This is a genomic window from Deinococcus sp. QL22 (assembly GCF_023370075.1).
Lineage (GTDB): Bacteria > Deinococcota > Deinococci > Deinococcales > Deinococcaceae > Deinococcus.
The window spans coordinates 2,939,851-2,959,616 of record NZ_CP097149.1 but is presented as its reverse complement, the minus strand read 5'-3'; the positions used below and the strand labels follow the sequence as shown (position 1 = coordinate 2,959,616).

Genomic DNA, 19,766 nt, shown 5'->3' with positions numbered 1-19,766 from the left:
CGCCTATGCTCTAAGCTCCGACCATGACGTTTCAACCTGAATTTCCGGTGGCGCGGCGTCCGGTGTATGCGCGGCGCGGCATGGTGGCGACCTCACAACCGCTGGCGGCGCAGGCGGGCCAGAGTGCGCTGGCAGCGGGCGGAAATGCCGTAGATGCAGCCATCGCCACTGCCGCCGCCCTGACGGTGCTGGAGCCGACCAGCAACGGCATCGGCGGCGACCTGTTCGCGTTGGTCTGGGACGCGGGAGAGTTGCACGGCCTGAACGCCAGCGGCGCGGCTCCGGCAGCCCTCAGTCTGGATGCCCTGGAGGAGCGGCACGGGGGCCAGATGCCCAGGCACGGCTGGACGCCCGTGACCGTGCCCGGCGCAGTGCGTGGCTGGGCCGACCTGCACGCCCGCTTTGGCCGCCTGCCTTTTGCGGCGGTGCTGGCCCCTGCTATCGCCTATGCCCGCGAGGGCTATCCGCTGTCGCCTGTGCTGGCGGCGGGTTGGGCGCGGGCCATCCGCCTTTACGGCAGCCTGAATCTGCCCCTGTTAGAAGAATGGTTCCGTACCTTTGCTCCGTCCGGTTTTACACCCACGCCCGGTGCCCTGTGGCGCAGCGAGGCCCACGCCCGCACACTGGAAGCGATTGCCGCCACACACGGCGCGTCGTTTTATGAGGGCGATCTGGCGGCCCAAATAGATGCCCACGCTCGCGCCACAGGCGGGCTCCTCCGCTCCTCCGACCTCGCCGCCCACGAGTCCGAGTGGGTCACGCCCATTTCTGCCGATTACCTGGGCCACCGCGTCCACGAGATTCCGCCCAACGGTCAGGGGATTGCCGCCCTGATCGCGCTGAACGTGCTGGACGGCCTGCCGCTGCCCGACCACTCCGGCGACCCGGCGGGCCTGCATCTGCAGATAGAGGCCATGAAACGCGGATTCCACGACGCCCACGCTTACGTTGGTGATCCGCGCCAAGTGCACATAGACGCCGCCCACCTGCTCTCCAGCGCCAACGCCGCCGCCCACCGCGCCCACATCGGCCCCGCTGCCCACGATCCCAGTACCCACGCGCCCAGCACGGGTGGCACGGTGTACCTCGCCACCGCCGACGAAGAAGGCCAGATGGTCAGCCTGATCCAGAGCAATTACATGGGCTTTGGCAGCGGTGTCGTCATCCCCGGCACGGGCATCGCGTTGCACAACCGGGGCCATAACTTCAGCCTTCAGCCGGGCCATCCCAACGCCCTCGCGCCCGGACGCCGCCCGTACCACACCATCATTCCCGGTTTCCTGAGTCGCACTGACGGCACACCGGTTGGCCCGTTTGGGGTCATGGGCGGATTTATGCAGCCGCAAGGCCAGCTGCAAGTGGTTCTGAATACCGTGCGCTACGGCATGAACCCCCAGCAAGCGCTGGATGCCCCGCGTTGGCAATGGCTGGCGGGCCGCATTGTAGAAGTGGAGCATAGCCTGCCCGCCGCCACCGCCTGCGCTCTGGCTGCACTCGGCCATGACGTGCGTGTGCAGCTCGATTCCGGCTCGTTTGGCCGGGGTCAGATGATCCGCCGCAACCCAGAAACGGGGGTGTTGGAAGGCGGCACGGAGAGCCGGACGGACGGGCATATCGCGGCGTGGTGAGCCGATAGAGCGTGGAAGCGAGGCCGTGTAAAAGGTGTGGTGGCCGCTAGTATACCACTCTGGGAGAAGCTGGAAAAGCCTAAAGCTGTTGGTCGTCAGTACCATCCCTCAGCCGGCCAACACCGCCCCGCCCACATACCGTTCACTCAGCGCCCAAAGCCGTGCCGCCGCGCCGTCATCCAAGGCTTGAGAGGTGGGCAGCGTGTCCCGGCTGTTGCTGTAGTAACGCCCGGTAATGCCGTCGCCCCCCTCTGTTGCCAGATGCACGGTGGTCTTGGCCCCTTCCTCCGGCGAGATGGCAAAGCGGTCTATGACGCCCCACAGCAGGGAAGCCGCGCCGCCGTTGTTGTGGGCAAATCCGCTGCGAACCATGCCGGGGTGCAGGCTGTTGCTGAGCAACTCTGGTTCGCGGCGCGCCAGTTCGCGGGCAAACAGGATATTGGCGAGTTTGCTCTGGCTGTAGGCCGCCCATCCGCTGTAGCCGGTGCGGAACTCGGGGTCTTCAAAGCGGATTCGGCCCATGCCGTGCGCCGCCGACGCCACCGTGATGACCCGTGCGCCCGCCGCGACCCGCAGCAACGGCAAAAGCTCCTGGGTCAGCAAAAACGGGGCCAGATGGTTCAGCGCCCAGGTCAGTTCTATGCCCTCCCGCGATTCCTGCCGCTTGGAGTAAAACGCCCCGGCATTGTTGACCAGCACGTCCAGCGCAGTATTTTTCTCCGCGAACTCGGCGGCGGCGCGGCGCACCTGCTTCAGTTCGCTCAGATCGGCTAAAATCGTGCCCACCGCGTTCACTTCTCGCGCCACCCGCTCGGTTTTGGCGGCGTCGCGCCCCACGATGGTCACCCGTGCGCCCCGGCCCGCCAATTCCCGCGCCGTCACCAGCCCGATGCCGTTGGTGGCCCCCGTGACCAACACTGTTTTGCCTGCCAGATCGCCGTAATTCATAGCAGTAGCATAGGTGGCGCAGACGGCGTGTGGAGCGGGAACCCTGACAATGTGAGGAGAGAGCGAGGCAAACGAGCAGGGCCGTGAACTGAGTAAGAGTTCACGGCCCTGCATCTATCCCGCTTACTTCAACAATTGACGACTGATGATCACGCGCTGAATTTCGTTGGTTCCCTCGTAAATCTGGTTCAGTTTCACGTCGCGCAGCAGTTTTTCTACTGGATATTCGCCCACGTAACCGTAGCCGCCGTGAACCTGAATCGCCTCGTTGGCGGCGTCGAAGGCCATTTCGGAGCAGTAGGCCTTGGCAATGGCGCTCTCGAACCCGTGCGCTTGCCCCTGATCCACCAGCCACGCGGCTTTCTGGTACATCAGGCGGCCCGTTTCTATGCCCATCGCCATTTCCGCGATCTTAAATTGAATGGCCTGAAACGTGGAAATCGGCTTCCCGAAGGCTTCCCGCGCCTTGGCATACTTCACCGATTCATCCAGCGCCCGCCGCGCGATGCCCACCGAACCGGCGGCGACGGGGATGCGGGTCTTGTCCAGCGTCTTCATGGCGATCTTGAAGCCGTCGCCCAATCCACCCAACTGGTTTTCACGTGGCACACGCACATTTTCAAACACCAGTTCGCTGGTCAGGCTGGCCCGCTGGCCCATCTTGTGCTTGATCTTGTTGTAGCTGAAGCCGGGGGCATCTTTGGGCACCACCAGGGCTACGCTGGCTTTATGCCCGCCCTGTCGGTCTGTCGTGGCAAACACTACTGTTACTTCGGCCATGCCGCCATTGCTGATCCACATTTTGGTGCCATTGATGACCCATTCGTCGCCGTCCAGCACAGCCGTCGTGTGCATGGCAGCGGCGTCCGACCCGTTGTTGGGTTCGCTAAGGGCGAAGGCGGCGAGGCTGGCTTTCTCGGTCATCGGCCCCAAAAACCTCGCCTGCTGCTCCTCAGTGCCCCCCACCAGAATCGGCGTAATTCCCAGTTCAGAGGCCATCAGGATGGTGTAGATGCCCATGCAGCCGTAGGCCAATTCCTCACCGATCAGGCATTCGTCGAGCATCCCCAATCCCAGCCCGCCCGCGTGTTCGGGAATGGCCGTGTTCAGCAGGCCCACTTCAAAGGCTTTTTCCACTACCTGCCAGGGCAATTCTTCGCGCTGGTCGTATTCGGCGGCAATCGGAATAATTTCCTTGCGGGCAAAATCGCGGGCAAGTTGTTGCAACTGGCGTTGCTCGTCAGACAAGGTGAAATCCATATACGCTCCTGTAGGTCTGGCTGTATCACGAGATGGGGGAGAAGGTTTTGAACTGAGTTCAATCTATCAGATTCAGGCGTGTGAGAGAGGGGCGTGTGGAGCAGTTGGCACGGAGTTTGGGCTCATGGCAGAGCGCCGTCTTGGAAGTTAGTATGGAATAACAAGTACATAGGCCAATTTATAGGCGAGAGCAGAGGGTTCCGTTCGCTCCTGCCTATAAATTGGCGCTAAGTAGCTCCCGGCCAAAATCATAAAAACATAATTCGGAATAACAGAGAAGAAGCTCCACAAACAAGCATCTCACTGTCACCCGTCACGCCTACAAGCTCAATTGCACCATCAGCCGTTCCATCGTCACATTCGCATCCATCCCGCGCTTCATCGCCAGGTCTGCATCCAGAATCCGGCCCAGATGAGCGCGAATCTTGGTCTCGTTCAGGCGGCGGGCCACGTCCAGTGCCTTCTTCGCCGGGTAGGGTTTCACACCCAAGCGTTGGGCAGCAGCAGCTTCAGTCACTCTGCCTTCCTCCTGCAAAAGCGCCACGCAGCGGGCCACCAGTGCGTATTGCCAGACCACCGCGCCCATCAGCTTAAAAGGGTCTTCCCCCGACGCAATCAAGCGGCGCAGTTGCATCACGGCTTCGCCCGGACGCCCCGCCGTCGCTGCACCCAACATGGCAAAGCTGTCTCCGGGCGGCTCGCGGCCTACCACGCGCTGTACAGCGTCCTTAGCAAATGGCCCGTCTATCAGCGTCAGTTTGGTCAATTCAGACGCGATGCCCGCAAGGTCGGCCCCGAACACTTCGGCCAAATACAGGGCGGCGTCTTTATCGAGCTTGATGCCCATTTTCTTGGCCCGCAGAGTCACCCATCCAGCCACCTCGCCCGCTTTGGCCGGAGCCGCCGACGCGATCTGTTCGCCCACGCTATAAGCCTTCAGGCGCGTGGCAGGCGGAGTTTCATCCAAAATGGCGACGGTCACTTCTGCAGAGGCCAACAATTCCAGCAGCGCCTTATCTGGCTTCACGCCATCAAGATCCACGATCACGCCGCCGTCTCCAAACAGTCCGGGCGACAGGTGGGGGCGCAAAGCTTCAGCAGTCACATCGTCGCCGCCCATTCGAGGCAATTCTCGTGGATTCAGGCCACGCGCGGTCAGGGTGTCGCGCATGGTTTCTTCGGCCAGAAAGCGGTTGCCCGTAAACACCAGCAGGCTCAAGCGGTTTCTCCTACCGTGTCGCCTTGGGTCAGCGCTGTCTCATAAGGCCCACTGACCGAAAAGCCCAACTGCCGCCGAACCGCGCAGAGTTGTTGCAGCATCTCGGCGGCGCTGTTTTGGCGGCCACTGGGGTTACGGTCAAGGGCCGCCAACATCACCGGATGCAGTTCGGGCGGGCCGGGCAAGGCGGCGCGGCGCTCGTGGATGCCCACCAGCCACCCCAGTGCGTCTTCGTAGGGCGGATGTCCGGCCAAACAGTCGAACATCAGCACGGCCACCGAATACAGGTCGCTGCGGGGGTCGCCGCGCACGCCTTTAAACTGTTCTGGAGCCATAAAATGCGGCGTGCCCATCCGGGTGCCGCTGTGAATGTCGAGGGGCAGGCTAAGGGCGTGGCTCATGCCGAAGTCGATGACCCGCACCGAGGCTGCCCGCACTGGCCCGCGCATCAGCAATACATTTTCCGGCTTCAAGTCTTGGTGCGTAACGCCCCGCGAGTGGAGGTGGGCCGTGGCGTGCAGCACGCCCATCGCTACCGCGCTCGCCTCATCTGCTGACATGGGGCCGCAGAGTGCCAGATCCCGCAACGTGCCGCCGGGAATAAAGGGGAACAGCAATTGGGTGGGTGTTCGTGCCAGCAGCGGCACGACCAACGGGTGTTCGAGCATGGCGGCAATCTGGCCCTCATGCTTAAAGCGCTCGCGAACATCAGGATCAGAAGTGAGCAGGGTCTTGACAAAGACACTCTGGCCGCGCCACTCGCCTATTTCGCTCAGGACACCGCCCCGCGCTGCAATAGTGCGCGGGGTTTGGATAGGTTGCGAACCAGATAAATCTAACACTCGTTCTATTTAACCACGAAAAATGTACATGGTAGTAGCACACTGCCCAGTTCAACAGTCTGTACCGCTTTCAACCGTAGGATTGCGGATACACAAGTTCTTGGCAGACCCATCAAGCTCGTTCAGTGAGGAAGATATACGGTCACAAAATGTAGGGTGAACCAAAATTAGAGGATGCGTGAAGCCTACGCCAGAGAGACCGAACTAGCCGCCCCGACGCTGAAGCAGGCCTCGATGCCACACTCAACCTTAGTTGACGCGGATGCTGTTCGCCAGATTCCGCACCACAGCTTCATTTCTACTGTAGTCCTTCACATTGCCGGAAATGGTCACGACGAGCATCCGGCTGCCCGCACTCGTTACCAACAGTTCACGGCGCTGATCGTCACCTTTGCCGGGTGTGGTAAACACGAACTGTGCCCACGACCCACCGCCAAATTGCATCAGGTTGGCTTTCAGCGACTTGATCCCCGTGACCTGAGAGCGAATCACAGCGGGAAACTGCGCGACCAGGCCCTCTATTTCGTTAGCGGCCAGTCGGCTTTCGCGCCATTCAAAGGCCACAGTGACTTTGCGGTCTTCGGTAATAAACACATAGGCCGGGCGGGTGGCCGGATTAGGGAACGTACTCTGGAGGAACGACTGGTTCAGCTCTGCAAGTTTGGCGTTCGGCTCTACCGTTACAGGTAGATTAGGAAGGTTGACGGGCGCGGCGAACGCGAGGCCCATCATCAGGGTCAGGGAGAGGAGCGCGTGCTTCATGTCTCACTACCCTACCCAACCCGGCCAGCCTCCTCATGAATCGCAGGTGAGGAACGTGCGATTGCCATCAAAATTCAGTCAACTGACACCCTGATTCAGCTGTTTTTACCTACAAATTTGGCGGCCCGTGCCCCAATCATCATGCTCGTGGCGTTGGTATTGGCATGAATGATGCGCGGCATCACGGACGCGTCGGCTACCCACAACCCCTGCGTGTCCCGCACTGCCAGCCTCCGGTCGACCACCGCGTCGTCTCCATCCCCCAGCGCCGCTGTTCCCACCGGATGATACAGAGTGGCGCATTCCTGCCGCACATACTCGGCCAACTCTGTATCAGAAGTCGCTGCGTTGCCCGGCAAGACCTCGCCTGTGTTCATCTGCCGCAAGCCCTCACCCGCCCCAATGTCGCGCGCCTGCCGCACGCCTGACACCAGCGCCCGCAGATCGCGCCCATCGCTGAGGTAGCGCGGGTCTATGCGCGGCGCGGCCAACGGGTCAGCACTGATGAGGCCGATGCGCCCACTGCTGTACGGCTCTACCAGCACCGGGCCAACCGAAAAATGCCAGCCGTCTGCCCGCTGAAACCCGTGATCGCGGAAATAGGCCGGGCCGAAGTGATATTGCAAATCGGCGTGTTGCAAGTCCGGCCCAGAACGCACGAACGCACTGGCCTCGGCAACATTGCTGGCGAGCGGCCCGGTGCGGTTCAGCAACCATTGCGCGAAGGCGGCCCCCTCCGAGCCTCCATCCAGCGATTGCACCTTTGACCGGAAGATGACGGGCACGGCCAGATGATCCTGAAGGCCTCCGCCCACGCCCGGCAGATTCACGCGCACACTGATGCCGTGCCGCGTCAGTTCCTCTTTTGGCCCCACGCCCGACAGCATCAGCAGTTGCGGCGTTTGTACCGCGCCCGCCGCCAGCACCACGCCCCCCGCCGGGGCGTCCAGCGTGCGCCCCCGCCAGCGCAAACGCACACCCACCGCCCGCTTGCCTTCCCAGAGCAGTTCCAGCACCCGTGCCCCGGTCAGCACCGTCAGATTCGGATGATTCATCACAGGCCGCAGGAACGCCCGGAACGCACTTTGCCGCTCGCCCCGGTGGTGGTTGCTTTCCAGAATGCCCGCGCCCTCCAGCGTGCCGTGATTGAAACTGGACATGGCTGGCACGCCCAGCACGCCGCTCGCCGCCTGCACGAAGGCGTGGCTCAGGTCATGCGACGCGGCCCGGTGGCCCACCGCCAATTCCCCAGCGTCACCCCGAAACTCACCCGCCTCGCCCGTAAACTTTTCGATGCTGCGGAAGGCGGGCAGCACATCATCCCAGCGCCAGCCTTCGCCCCAGCCGTCAAAATCGGCCTTCGATCCACGAATATAGATGGTGGCATTGATGGCGCTGCTGCCGCCCAGCACCTTGCCACGCGGCCAGTAAAAGCGCCGCCCGCCCGCATGGGGCTGCTCCACGGTGTCGAAGGCCCAGTCCACGCCCGTTTTGAACAGTTTGGGAAAGGCGGCGGGCGCACGGATCAGCAGGCCGGTGCCGGGTTGGGTGTCGGAGCCGCCCGCCTCCAGCAGCAGCACCCGTGCCCCGGCATCCAGCAACCGCCGCGCCAGCACGCAGCCACCCGAACCCGCCCCCACGATAATCACGTCTGCCCGCAAGTCAGTTGCTCCGGTCTGGGTTGTCATGTTGGGGGCGAGTATAGGGCGCGTCAGGGGCGGATTTCTTGGTGACTTGACACGTATGATCGGCCTGTGCAGCTCCCTCACGCTTACGGCTACGTCACCGATCAATTTGTTCTGACTGGGTGAGGTTGGGTATTGATGGTGCGGCTTTCCGACTTAGAGGGCGAAGTGAGCGTCGGAGTTTCGTCCTCTGCGCCAAGTTAGAAACTCGCGGGACGATTATAGTGATGGGGTTAGCGGTTCCGCGCAAGCAAGGCGAGCCTGTGTTTGGCATTGTCATGGCACAACTCCGCAGATACCTTGATTCGCCCCCTGCTTCACCAATACATCTATTTTTCGCAGGATTGATCCCAGGATTGACGATCTGACCAGCCCCCGCAACCGCCCCGCGCCCTTGCTCTACACTCCTTCCCATGCAGTTTCCCAAGGGGTTTCAGGCGGCGGCCATTGCGGCGGGCATCAAGCCGAGTGGCAAAACGGATTTGAGTTGCGTAGTGTCGGACGCAGACTGTGTATGGGCGTTCGCGGGCACGCGCAGTACCACCGCCGCCGCGTGCGTGACGCGCAACCGTGAAGTGTATGCAGCGGGCGGCCCCGTGCGTGCCCTCGTGGTTAATGCCGGAAACGCCAACGCCGCCACAGGCAAACGCGGGGCGGGCGATAATGCCGATATTGCCGACGCGCTCGGCAGCGTGCTGAACGTGGATCAGGACGCCGTGCTGACCGCCAGCACCGGCATCATCGGCCACTTACTGCCGATGGACAAAGTGCTGAGCGGCGTGGAACATCTGCCCGAAGACCTGTCACCGGAAGCCGGTTCCTTTGCCGCCGCCATCATGACCACCGACCTGGTGCCCAAAACGGTGTTGGTCACGCTGTCTACAGGCGCAACCATCGTGGGCACCGCTAAAGGCAGCGGCATGATTCACCCCGATATGGCGACCATGTTCGCGTTCGCGTTCACCGACGCGCAGGTCGACCAAACGGCGCTGCGGACGGCTTTTGGGGGCATCGTGAACCGCACCTTCAATGCCGTGACCGTAGACGGTGACACCAGCACCAACGACATGGCCCTCGTGCTGGCCAACGGGCAAGCCGGGGCGGTAGACAGCGCCGAGTTTCTGGCCGCGCTGGAAGGCGTCATGCGCGATCTCGCCCGCCAGATCGCCGCCGATGGCGAGGGGGCCACCAAGCTGCTGACCGTGCGCGTAACCGGAGCCGGCACCGAAGCCGAAGCCCTCGCCGCCGCCCGTACCTGCTGTGTCAGTCCGCTGCTGAAAAGCGCTCTGCACGGCAACGACCCGAACTGGGGCCGCGTGATTATGGCCGTGGGCCGCAGCGGTGCCGCCGTGAACATAGAAAAAATGGCGGTATCGGTGCAGGGTACGCCCGTCTTCGCAGGCCGCCCACTGCCCTACGACGCGGAAACCGTCAGTGCCAGCATGAAGGCCGATGAAGTGATTTTTGACGTCGACTTGGGCGTGGGCAGCGCGGCAGGAGAAGCATGGGGCTGCGACCTCAGCGCCGAATATGTAAGTATCAACGCCGAATACACGACGTAAGTGGGCGGGGGCCATTATTGAGTCAACACTCACGCGCCCCCACACCAAACCGTCCGGGGAGTAGCTTGGGCTATGTCAGCTCCCGCATCGTCCATGCCGCCTAAATCCGCGTTGGCCCGCCCGATTGACCCGTCTGTGCCTTCCAACCGCTTTGCTGTGGCCGGACTGCTGGTGGGCGTCGTTGCGGCGCGGCTGTCTGGGCGCAGTTGGCCTGCCAGCCTTGGCATTGGCGGAGCCGGATTTACCGCCTGGGCCACCGCCCGCGAGCTTGACCCTGATCATCCTGATACCGCCAACGCTGCCCTACCCCTGGCCGCAGTGGTGGCCCTGTTCGGCGGCTCGGTCAACCCCTTAGCCGGAGTCAGTGTAATGAGCGGCCTGCGTGTGCTGGCGGGCACCACCGGGCAAACACCTACCCCAGCAGACGAGGCGGCCTTGGGTGTGCAGGCGGGTTTGGCCGCCCTGACAGGGGAGAGGTTCTCGGCCTTCGTGCCCGGTTTGGCTTTGCTGCTGTCAGGCAAAGTCCAGCCCCAAGTGGCGGCTCTGACGTTGGCCCCCGCCCTCTCGCCTGCACTGCGACCAGGGCAGGGCCGGAGCGCCGCCGCCGATCTGCTGAGCCTCGCCGCGTTGGGCTTGGCTGCCACCCTCATCGCCCCCGAACGAATTTCCAGCCAGGCCGATCAAGGTGGTCACAAGCTGAACGATGATCAGATTCGATTGACCCGGCAACTGGCAGCGGGTGCGCTGGCGTTGGGCCTGCTGGGGCGGCAATCTCGCTCGTTCGTGCCTTTGGCGGCGGCAGCATTCAGCGTCGGCCTACGCCGCAGCGGGTTCATCAAGATTCCTTAAACTGTCCTTACCCCGAATCTTGCCCTTTCTGACAGCCCCAGACAGTTACTACTGTTTACGATGCGCCCATGACCGGACTTCCCAGACAACTCACACTCTTAGCCGCCACAATTCTGACCCTGGTGATGAATTACCTCAGCAACGCCCTGCCCCTGTTCGGCAACAGCAACGGCGACATCAGCGACAGCCTGCCCAACGCGTTTACGCCCGCTGGCCTGACCTTCGCCATCTGGGGGCACATCTTCCTGGGCTTGCTGGCGTTTGCCGTGTATCAGGCCTTGCCTGCCCAGCGTGGCCTGCGCCATGACCGTTTGTTCTGGCCCTTCCTGCTCGGCAATCTGCTGAACGTAGCGTGGCTGTTTGCCTTCCAGAGCCTGAATTTTGGGCTGAGCGTGGTCATCATGCTGGCGCTGCTGGCGAGCCTGATCTGGCTGTATCTCACAGTGCGCGGCCTGAAACCACAGGGCGCAGAAGTCCTGACGCTTCAACTTCCCACTAGCCTGTATCTGGGCTGGATCAGCGTGGCGACCATTGCCAATATCACTGCCTTCTTGGTCAGCGCAGGTGTTACGCAGGGCGCACTCGGTTTAGGCGCACAGGCGTGGTCAGCAGTCTTGCTGGTCATCGCCGCCCTGATCGGCGTGTTTTTCCTCGCCCGCTTCCGCGATTATGCGTTTGCTGTGGTGCTGCTGTGGGCGTTCTACGGCGTGTACGCGGCCCGCCCAGAAGTGAATACGGTGGTCATAGCAGTAGCGTTGGCTGCGGCGTTGGTGGTCGTGTTGGGCGGCGCGGCTTCTGCACGGCGCGGGCGCAATACGTTGGTTTAAGGCGGAGAAACAGTCTATAAAGCGGCGTTGCTCGTCTGAGTGCGCCGCTCTTTTTTCGCCCCGGTGCCGTACTCTGCACCTATGGCCCGCCGCAACTCCGAATCCACTTGGCCCGAACCTCTCCCCGAAGCCGAACCGTTGGTGTGTGCTCTGTGTCACCGCGAAACGCCTGCGCTGACCCAACACCACCTGATGCCCGTGCTGCAAGGCCGCCGCAAGGGAATGAAGGTGCAGGATTTGCCCACGGTCGGCCTGTGCTCGGCCTGTCACGGCTACGTTCACAGCACCTTTTCCAACGCCGACCTGTCGGGGCCGTACAGCACCCTCGAAGCCCTGAGCGAAAACGAAGGCGTCATCAAATTTGTGAAGTGGGTGAAAAAACAGCCGGTCAGTAAATTGGTGAAGGTGAAGTAGAGCGGTAACAACGAAGAAGAGAGGCGCACCTCATCACGGGTGCGCCTCTCTCTCTTGGTGCCTTACGCCTTTACAGCGTCGGGCCTGATCTTGCGTTTGCGGTTCCATTCTTCAAAGTAGACCACCAGCGGGGCCACGATGTAGATGCTGGAATAGGTGCCGATGAGGATGCCCACCAGCAAGACCATGCTGAAGTCGCGCAGCACGGGGCCGCCGAAAATCAGCAGGCTGACGAGCGGCAGCATGGTGGCCACCGAAGTCATGACGGTGCGCGAAAGCGTCTGGTTGATCGACGTATTCACGATGTCGCGGTAGCTTTTGCCCCGCATTTCGCGGATATTCTCGCGGATTCGGTCAGACACGATGATGGAATCGTTGAGCGAATAGCCGATCAGGGTCAGGAGCGCCGCGACGCTGGCAATCGTAAACTCCAGCCCCAGCAACGAATACAGCCCCATGACGATGGCCACGTCGTGCAGGACGGCCACGATACTGCCCAGACCCATGATGAAGTCGAAGCGGAAGCCCACGTAGATCAGAATCAGGCCGAGGCCCAGCAGCACGGCCTTGATGGTGTTGTCGGTGAGTTCTTTACCTACCGCTGGCCCCACCGTTTCGCTGGACTGCACTTCGCCCTGCGGCAGTTTGACGATGGCCCCGGTGAGGGTCTGCACCTCGGTGCTGGTCAGTTGCGGCACCTTGATGGTGTAGGTTGCGCCGCTGACGCTAGGGGTAATGTCGCGCTGAATGCTGGCATTTTGGGCCGTCACTTTGCCCAGCCCTGCGCCTGCAACGGCGTTGCGAACCTGCTCGGTGGAGGTGGCACTGCTGGTTTTGATGGCCAGTGTGGTGCCGCTGGTAAAGTCCACGCCGTAATTTAAGCCCTTGTTGGCCAGCACGATGCTGCCCGCAATGGCCAACAACACGCTGATAGTGGTAATAATCGGCGCGGCTTTGATGAAGTTGATGTTGGTGGGTTTGATCCACTGCGGCGCGGTCATATTGGGCTTGCGCTTGGCGAGCCATTCCATGCCCCATTTGGCAAACAGCAGGTTAGAGAACGTAGACGCGACCACACCGATCATCAGCGTGACGGCAAAGCCTTTGACTGGCCCGCTGGAATAGTTGTAAAGCGCCAGAGCCGACAGCAAATGCGAGGCGTTGACGTCCAGAATGGTCAGTGTGGAGTGTTCGTAGCCCACTCCGATCGAATTTTTGATGCCTTTGCCTTTGTACAGTTCTTCCTTGATACGCTCGAAGGAAATGACGTTGCCGTCGACTGCCGCGCCGATGGTCAGCACCAGTCCGGCGATACCGGGCAGCGTGAGGGTGGAACCCAGCCCGCCCAGCAGGCCCAGAATGACGATGCTGGAAAACAGCAGGCCCAATGCGCCCACGAGGCCGAACCACAGGCCGTAATAAAAAAACAGCATGACGAACACCAGCCCGATGCCCACCAGCGCGGCAATTGCGCCGCTGCGAATGGCGTCGGCGCCCAGCGTTGGCCCGATGGCGCGTTCGGCTTCGGTTTTGATCTTGATGGGCAGGGCACCTGATTTCAGTACCAGCGCCAACTGGCTGGCTTCTTCAGGCGTAAAGTTGCCGCTGATCTGCACGTCACGGAACAGGCGCTGCTGAATAGTGGCCACACTCTGAATCTGGTCATCCAGCACAACCGCCATCAGGCGTTGCACGTTTTTGCCCGTAAATTCGCCAAAGGTGGCCGCGCCCTTATCGGTGTTCTGGAAGGTGACCAGCCATTGCCCCGACTGAGGATCGGTGGCCGAAGAGGCGTTGGCGATCACTTCGCCCGTGGCCTCGACTGGCCCCAGTTGCGCCAGCGTGTAGCCGCCCGAACGGGGGTTGCTGGCCTGCAATGCGGCGTCGGGCTGTGCGCCCTGCTGCACGATTCGGAATTCTAGGCGGGCGGTGCGCTGAATGATCTCACGGGCACGCTGCTGCACGGCGGGCGTGGCTCCGGGAATCTCCACGACCACGCGCTTGCCGCCGCTGACCGTTACCGTGGGTTCGGCCACGCCCAGCGCATTAATTCGGTTCTCGATCACCGTTTTTACGCGGTCGAGGTCTTCGCGGGTGGCGGTGCCGCTTTCGGGGGCCAGTTCGATTCTCAGGCCGCCTTTCAGGTCGAGGCCCAGCGTAATAAATTGATATTGGTCGTTCCAGACCGTCCAGAGGTTGTTACGGTGTTCCCAGGGCCGCCAGATGTACAGCAAGCTGCCCAGCAGGGCCAGGAGGAGAAGCAGACCCGTCCAGCGGTTCGCGCCGGTAGGGGCCGCCTTCCGTGAATTGGGGCGTTTATTGCGGTTGTTTCGGTTATTGCTGTAAGTCACAGGGAAAACTCCTGATGTGGGTTGTGGAAGGTGGGGTGTGGGTGGTCGGAGAGATTCAACCCGCCCTAACCGCCGTCGGTTTGGCGTCGGCCCAACACAGTCAGGTCGATCCTGTACAGCGGCGCGTCCCACACAGGCAATGCCACGGCCCCGGCATAAGGCGCACGCGGCAGCACCACCGGTTCGGCGGGCGCGGGCGTCAGCGTGGGCGAACCCGGCGACGGCTGAGGCGTGGGGCGCAGTTCCGGCAACACGGGCGCGACACTGCCCGCCGATATTCTGGCTCCGGCCTCGGGCGTGGGCGGCGGCGACCCCAGCAGCACGGCCAATACCGACAGCAACGTCAGCAGTCCCGGCCACGCCAGCACGTGCGACCAGAAATGTTGAGGAAACCCGGAACGTCTCAAAGCGCCGCAGCATATCAAAACAAGTCTGTCGGACTCCTGACCGGGAACGCTTTTAGAGGCAGGCGCATGCCTCCGAACTTTCCTCCTTGTCATTCGCCCCTGTTTAACAGGCCGCCCCCATTATTTGCTCGTGGCCGGGAACAGAGCTTCAGACACACTTCCAGCCGCACCCCCACAGGAGATCACCATGACTAACCGTAAACTGGCCCGCTTTCCCCTGACCGTTCTCGCCGCCCTCTTGCCCCTGACCACCGTTGCCGCTTTTGCCGCCGGAACCACGCCCACCGCCCCCGCTGTACAGACCCAGCGCACCCAGGGCAACCAGCCCCAGCAGACCCGTCCTACTCAGGGCCAGAACAATCAGGCCCGGCCCACCCAGAACAACCAGAATCAGACCCAACAGCCCGGACAACGCGGCGGCCCGCAAGGTGCCCCAACCAACGGCCCCGCGCCGTCATCGATGCCGCCGTTGCCAAAGCCCTCGGTCTGACCGCCGACACCCTGCGCCAGCAGCTCAAAGCCGGGAAAACGGTGGCTGACCTCGCCAAAGCCAAAGGCGTCAGCACGGCCACCCTCCGCGCCTCTGCTCTGGCGGCCCTGAAAACCCAGTTGGCCGGAGAGGTCAAAGCAGGCAAACTGACGCAGGCCAAGGCCGATCAGCGCCTGACCCGCGCTACGGCAGACGCCAAATTTGGTCTGATGGCAGGCGGCCCACGCGGCGGCGCTCACCGAGACGGACGCGGCGGCCCCGACAACGGCCCCCGCAATGGCCCCAATAATGGCCCGGACAACCGCCCCGCCCCTGCTGCTCCCCGTGGAGAAGTGCCCACTGACGGCGCTTAAGCTCTAGAGCAGGTCAATCCAACAAGCAAAGAGAGAGGCGGTGTCCCGGTGGGGATGGCCGCCTCTCTTTTGTGCTACTGGGTCGAGATGTTGATCGCTCTGGCTTACGCCGGAATGACTTCCACCATTTCGCTGGCTTCGATGATGTCGCCTTCCATCACGCCTTCCCAGTCCAGGTTCACTCCGCACTCGAAGCCGTTCTTGACCTCGCGCACATCGTCCTTGAAGCGTTTCAGGCCCACGATAGTGCCCTCGTACACGGTTTCTTTGCCGCGCGTAACTTTGGCTTTGGCGTTGCGCTTAAAGCTGCCGTCGGTAATGTAAGACCCGGCGATGTTGCCGTTCTTGGGGTGACGAATGACCATCCGGACTTCGGCGCGGCCCAGGTATTTCTCCTCGAACACGGGTTCAAGGTTGCCCTTGATCAGGCGGTCTACCTCATCGATCATCTCGTAAATGATCTTGTAGCTCTTGAGGTCGATGCCTTTGTTGTCGGCAATTTTCTTGACACCCGCGGGGGCGGTCACGCTGAAGCACAGGATCGTGGCTTCGGCGGTACTGGCGAGCAGCACGTCGCCTTCAGTGGGTGCGCCGATTCCGGCCAGCATCACGTTCAGCTTCACGGTGTCGGTTTCACGGCGGGCCAAAATGCCCTGAATGGCTTCCACGCTGCCCTGCGAATCGGCCCGCACGATCAGGTTCACGGTGCGGTCTTCGCTCAGTGGCCCCATCATTTCCTCTAGGGTCTTGCGGCGCTGCACACGGGCGTTTTCCACGTCGCGGCGATCCGACTGGCGACTGGCGACCACTTCACGGGCGGCATGCTCGTTCTTGGCGCTCGCCACCTTTTCACCGCTGTTGGGCACGTCGCTGAAGCCCAGAATCTGCACCGGGGTGCTGGGGCCAGCTTCCTTGATGCGTGCGCCGTTGCTGTCGTTCATGGCCTTGATCTTGCCGTAGTTCTCGCCTACCACCAAGAAGTCGCCCACGTGCAGCGTGCCTTCCTGCACCATCACGGTGGTTAGCACGCCCTGCTGACGGTCTACGCGGCCTTCGATGACCACGCCGCCGAAAGCAGCGTTGGGATCGGCCCGCAGGTCTTCAAGTTCCGCCGTCAGGCTGATGTATTCCAGCAGTTCTTCCACGCCGACGCCCGTCTTGGCGCTCACGGGGACAACCACGAGGTCGCCGCCGTACTCTTCGGGCACGAGGTTCAACTGGGTCAAGTCCGTTTTTACGCGGTCAGGATCGGCCTGAGGCAAATCTACCTTGTTGATGGCGATGATCATCGGCACTTTGGCGGCCTGCGCGTGGGCAATCGCCTCGCGGGTCTGGGGCATCAGGCTGTCGTCGGCGGCAATCACGATGATGGCGATGTCAGCGACGTTGGCCCCGCGTGCGCGGATGGTGGTAAAGGCTTCGTGGCCGGGCGTATCGATAAACACGATGCGGCCCTTGCTGGTCTGGGCCTCAAACGCGCCCACATGCTGCGTGATGCCGCCCGCTTCCTTGGCCGCCACCTTGGTCTTGCGGATGTAGTCCAGCAGACTGGTTTTGCCGTGATCGACGTGTCCCATGATGGTCACGACGGGAGCGCGGTGGGGGATTTCGGTAGCAATAGGGGTGGCAGACGCTTCAGCAGGTGCGGACGCGGCGGCAGCGGGCTCAGGAGTTGCGGCGGCTACAGGCGCAACATCGTCGCTGCCTGCTTTGGCGGGGGCTTCCGCTGCCGAAACTGCGAGTGTCGACGCGCTTGGAGTGGCTGCAACGGTGACTTCCGCCGTCACTGCTTCCGGTGCGGTTGCCATACTCTCCGTGCCTTCTTCGGCCAAAATCTGCTTGATCAGGTCTACGGTTTCTTCCTCAATGGTGCTGCTGACGCTCTTATAGGAAACGCCGAGTCCGTCGAGAATTTCCAGCATCCGTTGATTTTCTACGCCAAGGTCTTTGGCGAGGGTATAAATTCGAACTTTCGACATGCTCACCTCCGGTGAGGTTGGTACTAAATGAGATGGGGTCAAGACTGGGGGGGATTCTGGCGTGCTGCAAGCTGTGCGGCCACCTGCACCGCCTGAGTGCCAAACGCCCTCCGCAATTTTTTGTCTTGCCAGCATGCAGGCGAGTCGCTGCACACATACGCGCCGCGCCCGCTGCGTTTGCCGACCTGCACTGCCCATACACCGTCTTGCCGGGTCACGCGCACAAACTCTACTTGCGGGCGTTTGCGGCGGCACGCGACACAACTGCGCTCAGGCGTATGCCTCGGCAGGGTGTCGGTGGTGGGCAGGGCGTCTGGCAAGGCTTATTCTCCGATGTCTTCCGGGCTGGCCGTCGCCACCGACTTGCTGTCCTTAAACAGCGCGTCGAAGGCCGACTGCGCGTTGCCGCTGCTGACGCCGTCCTGCTCGTCTTGCAGGGCCTGCTGCATGGCTGCGTCAAGGTCACTGATGGCCGCCGTTTCGCGTAGGTCGATTTTGAATCCGGTTAACTTGGCCGCCAGACGCACGTTCTGTCCGCCCTTGCCGATGGCCAGAGACAACTGATCGGGCGTGACGGTCACGGTGGATTCGCGGCGATCCTGATGCACTTCGATCAGGCCCACTTTGGCCGGAGACAGCGCGTTGCGGATGAAGTCGCGGGTGTTGGCGTCCCACAAAATCACGTCTACACGCTCGCGGCCCAGTTCGCCAGTGACCGCCTGAATGCGGTTGCCCCGGTGCCCGATGCATGCGCCGATGGGGTCAACGTTGGCGTTGTGGCTGAACACGGCGACCTTGGAACGCTGCCCTGCCTCGCGGCTGATGGCCTTTACTTCCACAATGCCGTTGGCGACTTCGGGAATTTCCTGCTTCAGCAGGTAGTCCAGCAGGCGCTCGTCGGCACGGCTCGCCAGAATGGTCGGGCCTTTGGGCGTTTTCCGCACTTCTTTCAGGTAAATTTTGACGCGGGTGCCGGGCGTCAGTTTCTCGCCGGGAATCTGCTCGCGGGGGGGCAAAATTGCCTCGCCAGCGCCCAGTTCCACGAACCAGTTGCCCTTGTTGTCACTGCGAACCACCTGCGCGGTCAGCACCTGCCCTTCGCGGTCTTTGTATTCGTTGAAGACCACGTTGCGCTCGGTTTCACGCATTTTCTGCGTCAACGTCTGCTTGGCGGCCTGCAACGCGATGCGAGAAAACTTCTCCCGGTCTACTGGGAATTCCATTTCCATGCCGATTTCAACGCCCGGATCGAGTTCCAGCGCGTCGGCGAGGCTGATCTGCATGTGCTCGTCTTCGGCCTTTTCCACGACCTCGCGCACCACCAGCACTTCCAGCTCGCCGCTGCCCGGATCAAGGTGAACCTCGATGCGCTTGTCGGGTTCCACATTGCGCGTGTAGGCCTGTGCCAAAGACTGCTCGAAGGCTTCGATCAACTGCATTTCGTTGATGTTGCGGGCCTGCGCCACTTCACGCAGCGCGTCCGCAAAGTTAAATTCCGGTTGGGTCATATCACGCTTCCTTATTGAACTTGAATGGAGGGTGGCTCATCGGTGACGATCCGGGAACTCGGCGAGGTTGCCCTGAAAAGTGCCCACCTTGAGGGTCACGTCTTCTCCGGACACCTCGAACGTCACCTGATCGCCGTCCACACTCTTGATCGGCGCAGTAAACGCCTGTCCTTCGCCGCGCACACGGGCTTTCAGGCCCAACATGCGTTCGAAGTGTCGGGCCGTAATCAAGGGTCGTTTGGCCCCCGGCGACTCGAATTCCAAGCGGTATTCGCTGGCAATCGGGTCAAGGCGGTCAAACTCCGCTTCGGCGGCGCGGCTCGCCTTCGTCAGATCAGACATGGTCACGGGCTGCTCGTCTAAGCGGTCAATCCTGACCAGCACGATGGGTTGCCCGCCCATGTTCTGCATCTGGACTTCCAAGACCTCTAAGCCCAGATGATCCACCGCTGCCTGTGCGATGGCCTGCAACTTGTGATTGGCTTCCTTCTGACCCGCACTTGCGGGTGCTAAGGGCTGATCGTATGGATTGTCGGCTAAGTGGTCACTGGTGTTGTCGGCTGCGTTGTTATTCATATTGTGTCGGCCAGTGTTGCGGCCTGAAAACCACCCCCTCCACGAAAAAAGGTGGGCAAATCACCCACCCCTCAATCGAGGAATTCTGAAGGCCAGTATACAGGAT

General features: G+C 61.9%; 19 protein-coding genes. 7 read left to right on the top strand and 12 right to left on the bottom strand.

Annotated elements, in window-relative coordinates:
- The first annotated feature begins 23 nt into the window (after positions 1-23).
- Positions 24-1,628: a gamma-glutamyltransferase family protein gene (locus M1R55_RS14740; protein ID WP_249392479.1), complete on the top strand. Its 1,605-nt coding sequence runs from the start codon at positions 24-26 to the stop codon at positions 1,626-1,628.
- A 108-nt stretch (positions 1,629-1,736) separates the two neighbouring features.
- Here the strand turns inward: M1R55_RS14740 and M1R55_RS14735 are convergent, their stop codons facing one another.
- The 6 genes from M1R55_RS14735 to M1R55_RS14710 all read right to left on the bottom strand — a co-directional run bounded on the left by M1R55_RS14735 (position 1,737) and on the right by M1R55_RS14710 (position 8,347).
- Complete coding sequence (locus tag M1R55_RS14735) at positions 1,737-2,576, bottom strand: SDR family oxidoreductase (protein WP_249392478.1); 840 nt, start codon at positions 2,574-2,576, stop codon at positions 1,737-1,739.
- 123 nt (positions 2,577-2,699) lie between these two features.
- Positions 2,700-3,836, bottom strand: coding sequence for an acyl-CoA dehydrogenase family protein (locus tag M1R55_RS14730; RefSeq protein ID WP_249392477.1), 1,137 nt, complete (start codon positions 3,834-3,836; stop codon positions 2,700-2,702).
- Between the two features lie 319 nt (positions 3,837-4,155).
- Positions 4,156-5,055, bottom strand: a complete 900-nt coding sequence (gene holA, locus M1R55_RS14725; protein WP_249392476.1) for a DNA polymerase III subunit delta — start codon at positions 5,053-5,055, stop codon at positions 4,156-4,158.
- Positions 5,052-5,897 carry a serine/threonine-protein kinase gene (locus M1R55_RS14720; protein WP_371827116.1) on the bottom strand — a complete coding sequence of 282 codons (846 nt, stop codon included), beginning with the start codon at positions 5,895-5,897 and terminating at the stop codon, positions 5,052-5,054. Before M1R55_RS14720 ends, holA begins: the two co-directional genes overlap by 4 nt.
- Positions 5,898-6,146: 249 nt before the next feature.
- Positions 6,147-6,659, bottom strand: coding sequence for a hypothetical protein (locus tag M1R55_RS14715; RefSeq protein ID WP_249392475.1), 513 nt, complete (start codon positions 6,657-6,659; stop codon positions 6,147-6,149).
- Between the two features lie 95 nt (positions 6,660-6,754).
- Positions 6,755-8,347, bottom strand: coding sequence for a GMC family oxidoreductase (locus M1R55_RS14710; RefSeq protein ID WP_249392474.1), 1,593 nt, complete (start codon positions 8,345-8,347; stop codon positions 6,755-6,757).
- Between the two features lie 410 nt (positions 8,348-8,757).
- Between M1R55_RS14710 and argJ the strand changes: the two genes are divergently transcribed.
- From argJ to M1R55_RS14690, 4 genes are all read left to right on the top strand, one after another.
- Entirely contained in the window at positions 8,758-9,906 is a 1,149-nt protein-coding gene (gene argJ / locus M1R55_RS14705) for a bifunctional glutamate N-acetyltransferase/amino-acid acetyltransferase ArgJ (RefSeq protein ID WP_249392473.1), read from the top strand.
- 72 nt (positions 9,907-9,978) lie between these two features.
- On the top strand, positions 9,979-10,755 hold the full coding sequence (locus tag M1R55_RS14700) for a hypothetical protein (protein WP_249392472.1): 777 nt from the start codon (positions 9,979-9,981) through the stop codon (positions 10,753-10,755).
- Between the two features lie 68 nt (positions 10,756-10,823).
- Positions 10,824-11,582, top strand: coding sequence for a tryptophan-rich sensory protein (locus tag M1R55_RS14695; RefSeq protein WP_249392471.1), 759 nt, complete (start codon positions 10,824-10,826; stop codon positions 11,580-11,582).
- Positions 11,583-11,663: 81 nt separating this feature from the next.
- Positions 11,664-11,996, top strand: coding sequence for an HNH endonuclease (locus M1R55_RS14690; RefSeq protein ID WP_249392470.1), 333 nt, complete (start codon positions 11,664-11,666; stop codon positions 11,994-11,996).
- Between the two features lie 62 nt (positions 11,997-12,058).
- On the opposite strand, the gene secD is transcribed toward M1R55_RS14690, so the two are convergent.
- On the bottom strand, positions 12,059-14,347 hold the full coding sequence (gene secD, locus M1R55_RS14685) for a protein translocase subunit SecD (protein ID WP_249392469.1): 2,289 nt from the start codon (positions 14,345-14,347) through the stop codon (positions 12,059-12,061).
- A gap of 65 nt (positions 14,348-14,412) precedes the next feature.
- Positions 14,413-14,754 carry a hypothetical protein gene (locus tag M1R55_RS14680; RefSeq protein ID WP_249392468.1) on the bottom strand — a complete coding sequence of 114 codons (342 nt, stop codon included), beginning with the start codon at positions 14,752-14,754 and terminating at the stop codon, positions 14,413-14,415.
- A gap of 187 nt (positions 14,755-14,941) precedes the next feature.
- Here M1R55_RS14680 and M1R55_RS14675 point away from each other — a divergent pair, with 187 nt between their 5' ends.
- Both M1R55_RS14675 and M1R55_RS14670 read left to right on the top strand, forming a co-directional pair.
- Positions 14,942-15,244, top strand: a complete 303-nt coding sequence (locus tag M1R55_RS14675; protein WP_249392467.1) for a hypothetical protein — start codon at positions 14,942-14,944, stop codon at positions 15,242-15,244.
- Between the two features lie 41 nt (positions 15,245-15,285).
- Positions 15,286-15,597 carry a hypothetical protein gene (locus M1R55_RS14670; protein WP_249392466.1) on the top strand — a complete coding sequence of 104 codons (312 nt, stop codon included), beginning with the start codon at positions 15,286-15,288 and terminating at the stop codon, positions 15,595-15,597.
- A gap of 104 nt (positions 15,598-15,701) precedes the next feature.
- Here M1R55_RS14670 and infB read toward each other — a convergent pair whose 3' ends face one another.
- Genes infB through rimP form a run of 4 tightly spaced genes read right to left on the bottom strand, consistent with a single transcriptional unit; the run spans position 15,702 to position 19,660 of the window.
- Positions 15,702-17,576 (bottom strand): translation initiation factor IF-2, encoded by a 1,875-nt coding sequence (gene infB, locus M1R55_RS14665; RefSeq protein ID WP_249392465.1) that lies wholly within the window; start codon positions 17,574-17,576, stop codon positions 15,702-15,704.
- 38 nt (positions 17,577-17,614) lie between these two features.
- Positions 17,615-17,896 carry a YlxR family protein gene (locus M1R55_RS14660; RefSeq protein ID WP_249392464.1) on the bottom strand — a complete coding sequence of 94 codons (282 nt, stop codon included), beginning with the start codon at positions 17,894-17,896 and terminating at the stop codon, positions 17,615-17,617.
- A 3-nt stretch (positions 17,897-17,899) separates the two neighbouring features.
- Positions 17,900-19,084, bottom strand: a complete 1,185-nt coding sequence (nusA, locus tag M1R55_RS14655) for a transcription termination factor NusA (RefSeq protein ID WP_064014632.1) — start codon at positions 19,082-19,084, stop codon at positions 17,900-17,902.
- Between the two features lie 36 nt (positions 19,085-19,120).
- A complete protein-coding gene (gene rimP, locus M1R55_RS14650) occupies positions 19,121-19,660 on the bottom strand; it encodes a ribosome maturation factor RimP (protein WP_249392463.1) in 540 nt (179 codons plus the stop codon).
- Positions 19,661-19,766: the final 106 nt, after the last annotated feature.

Excerpts from the sequence above, each read along its gene's own strand:
- M1R55_RS14675 (WP_249392467.1), top strand. The coding sequence starts at position 14,942 with ATGACTAACCGTAAACTGGCCCGCTTTCCCCTGACCGTTCTCGCCGCC.
- M1R55_RS14695 (WP_249392471.1), top strand. The coding sequence starts at position 10,824 with ATGACCGGACTTCCCAGACAACTCACACTCTTAGCCGCCACAATTCTG.
- nusA (WP_064014632.1), bottom strand. The coding sequence starts at position 19,084 with ATGACCCAACCGGAATTTAACTTTGCGGACGCGCTGCGTGAAGTGGCG.
- M1R55_RS14735 (WP_249392478.1), bottom strand. The coding sequence starts at position 2,576 with ATGAATTACGGCGATCTGGCAGGCAAAACAGTGTTGGTCACGGGGGCC.
- M1R55_RS14715 (WP_249392475.1), bottom strand. The coding sequence starts at position 6,659 with ATGAAGCACGCGCTCCTCTCCCTGACCCTGATGATGGGCCTCGCGTTC.
- M1R55_RS14700 (WP_249392472.1), top strand. The coding sequence starts at position 9,979 with ATGTCAGCTCCCGCATCGTCCATGCCGCCTAAATCCGCGTTGGCCCGC.
- M1R55_RS14730 (WP_249392477.1), bottom strand. The coding sequence starts at position 3,836 with ATGGATTTCACCTTGTCTGACGAGCAACGCCAGTTGCAACAACTTGCC.
- argJ (WP_249392473.1), top strand. The coding sequence starts at position 8,758 with ATGCAGTTTCCCAAGGGGTTTCAGGCGGCGGCCATTGCGGCGGGCATC.
- M1R55_RS14690 (WP_249392470.1), top strand. The coding sequence starts at position 11,664 with ATGGCCCGCCGCAACTCCGAATCCACTTGGCCCGAACCTCTCCCCGAA.
- infB (WP_249392465.1), bottom strand. The coding sequence starts at position 17,576 with ATGTCGAAAGTTCGAATTTATACCCTCGCCAAAGACCTTGGCGTAGAA.
- M1R55_RS14710 (WP_249392474.1), bottom strand. The coding sequence starts at position 8,347 with ATGACAACCCAGACCGGAGCAACTGACTTGCGGGCAGACGTGATTATC.
- rimP (WP_249392463.1), bottom strand. The coding sequence starts at position 19,660 with ATGAATAACAACGCAGCCGACAACACCAGTGACCACTTAGCCGACAAT.
- M1R55_RS14740 (WP_249392479.1), top strand. The coding sequence starts at position 24 with ATGACGTTTCAACCTGAATTTCCGGTGGCGCGGCGTCCGGTGTATGCG.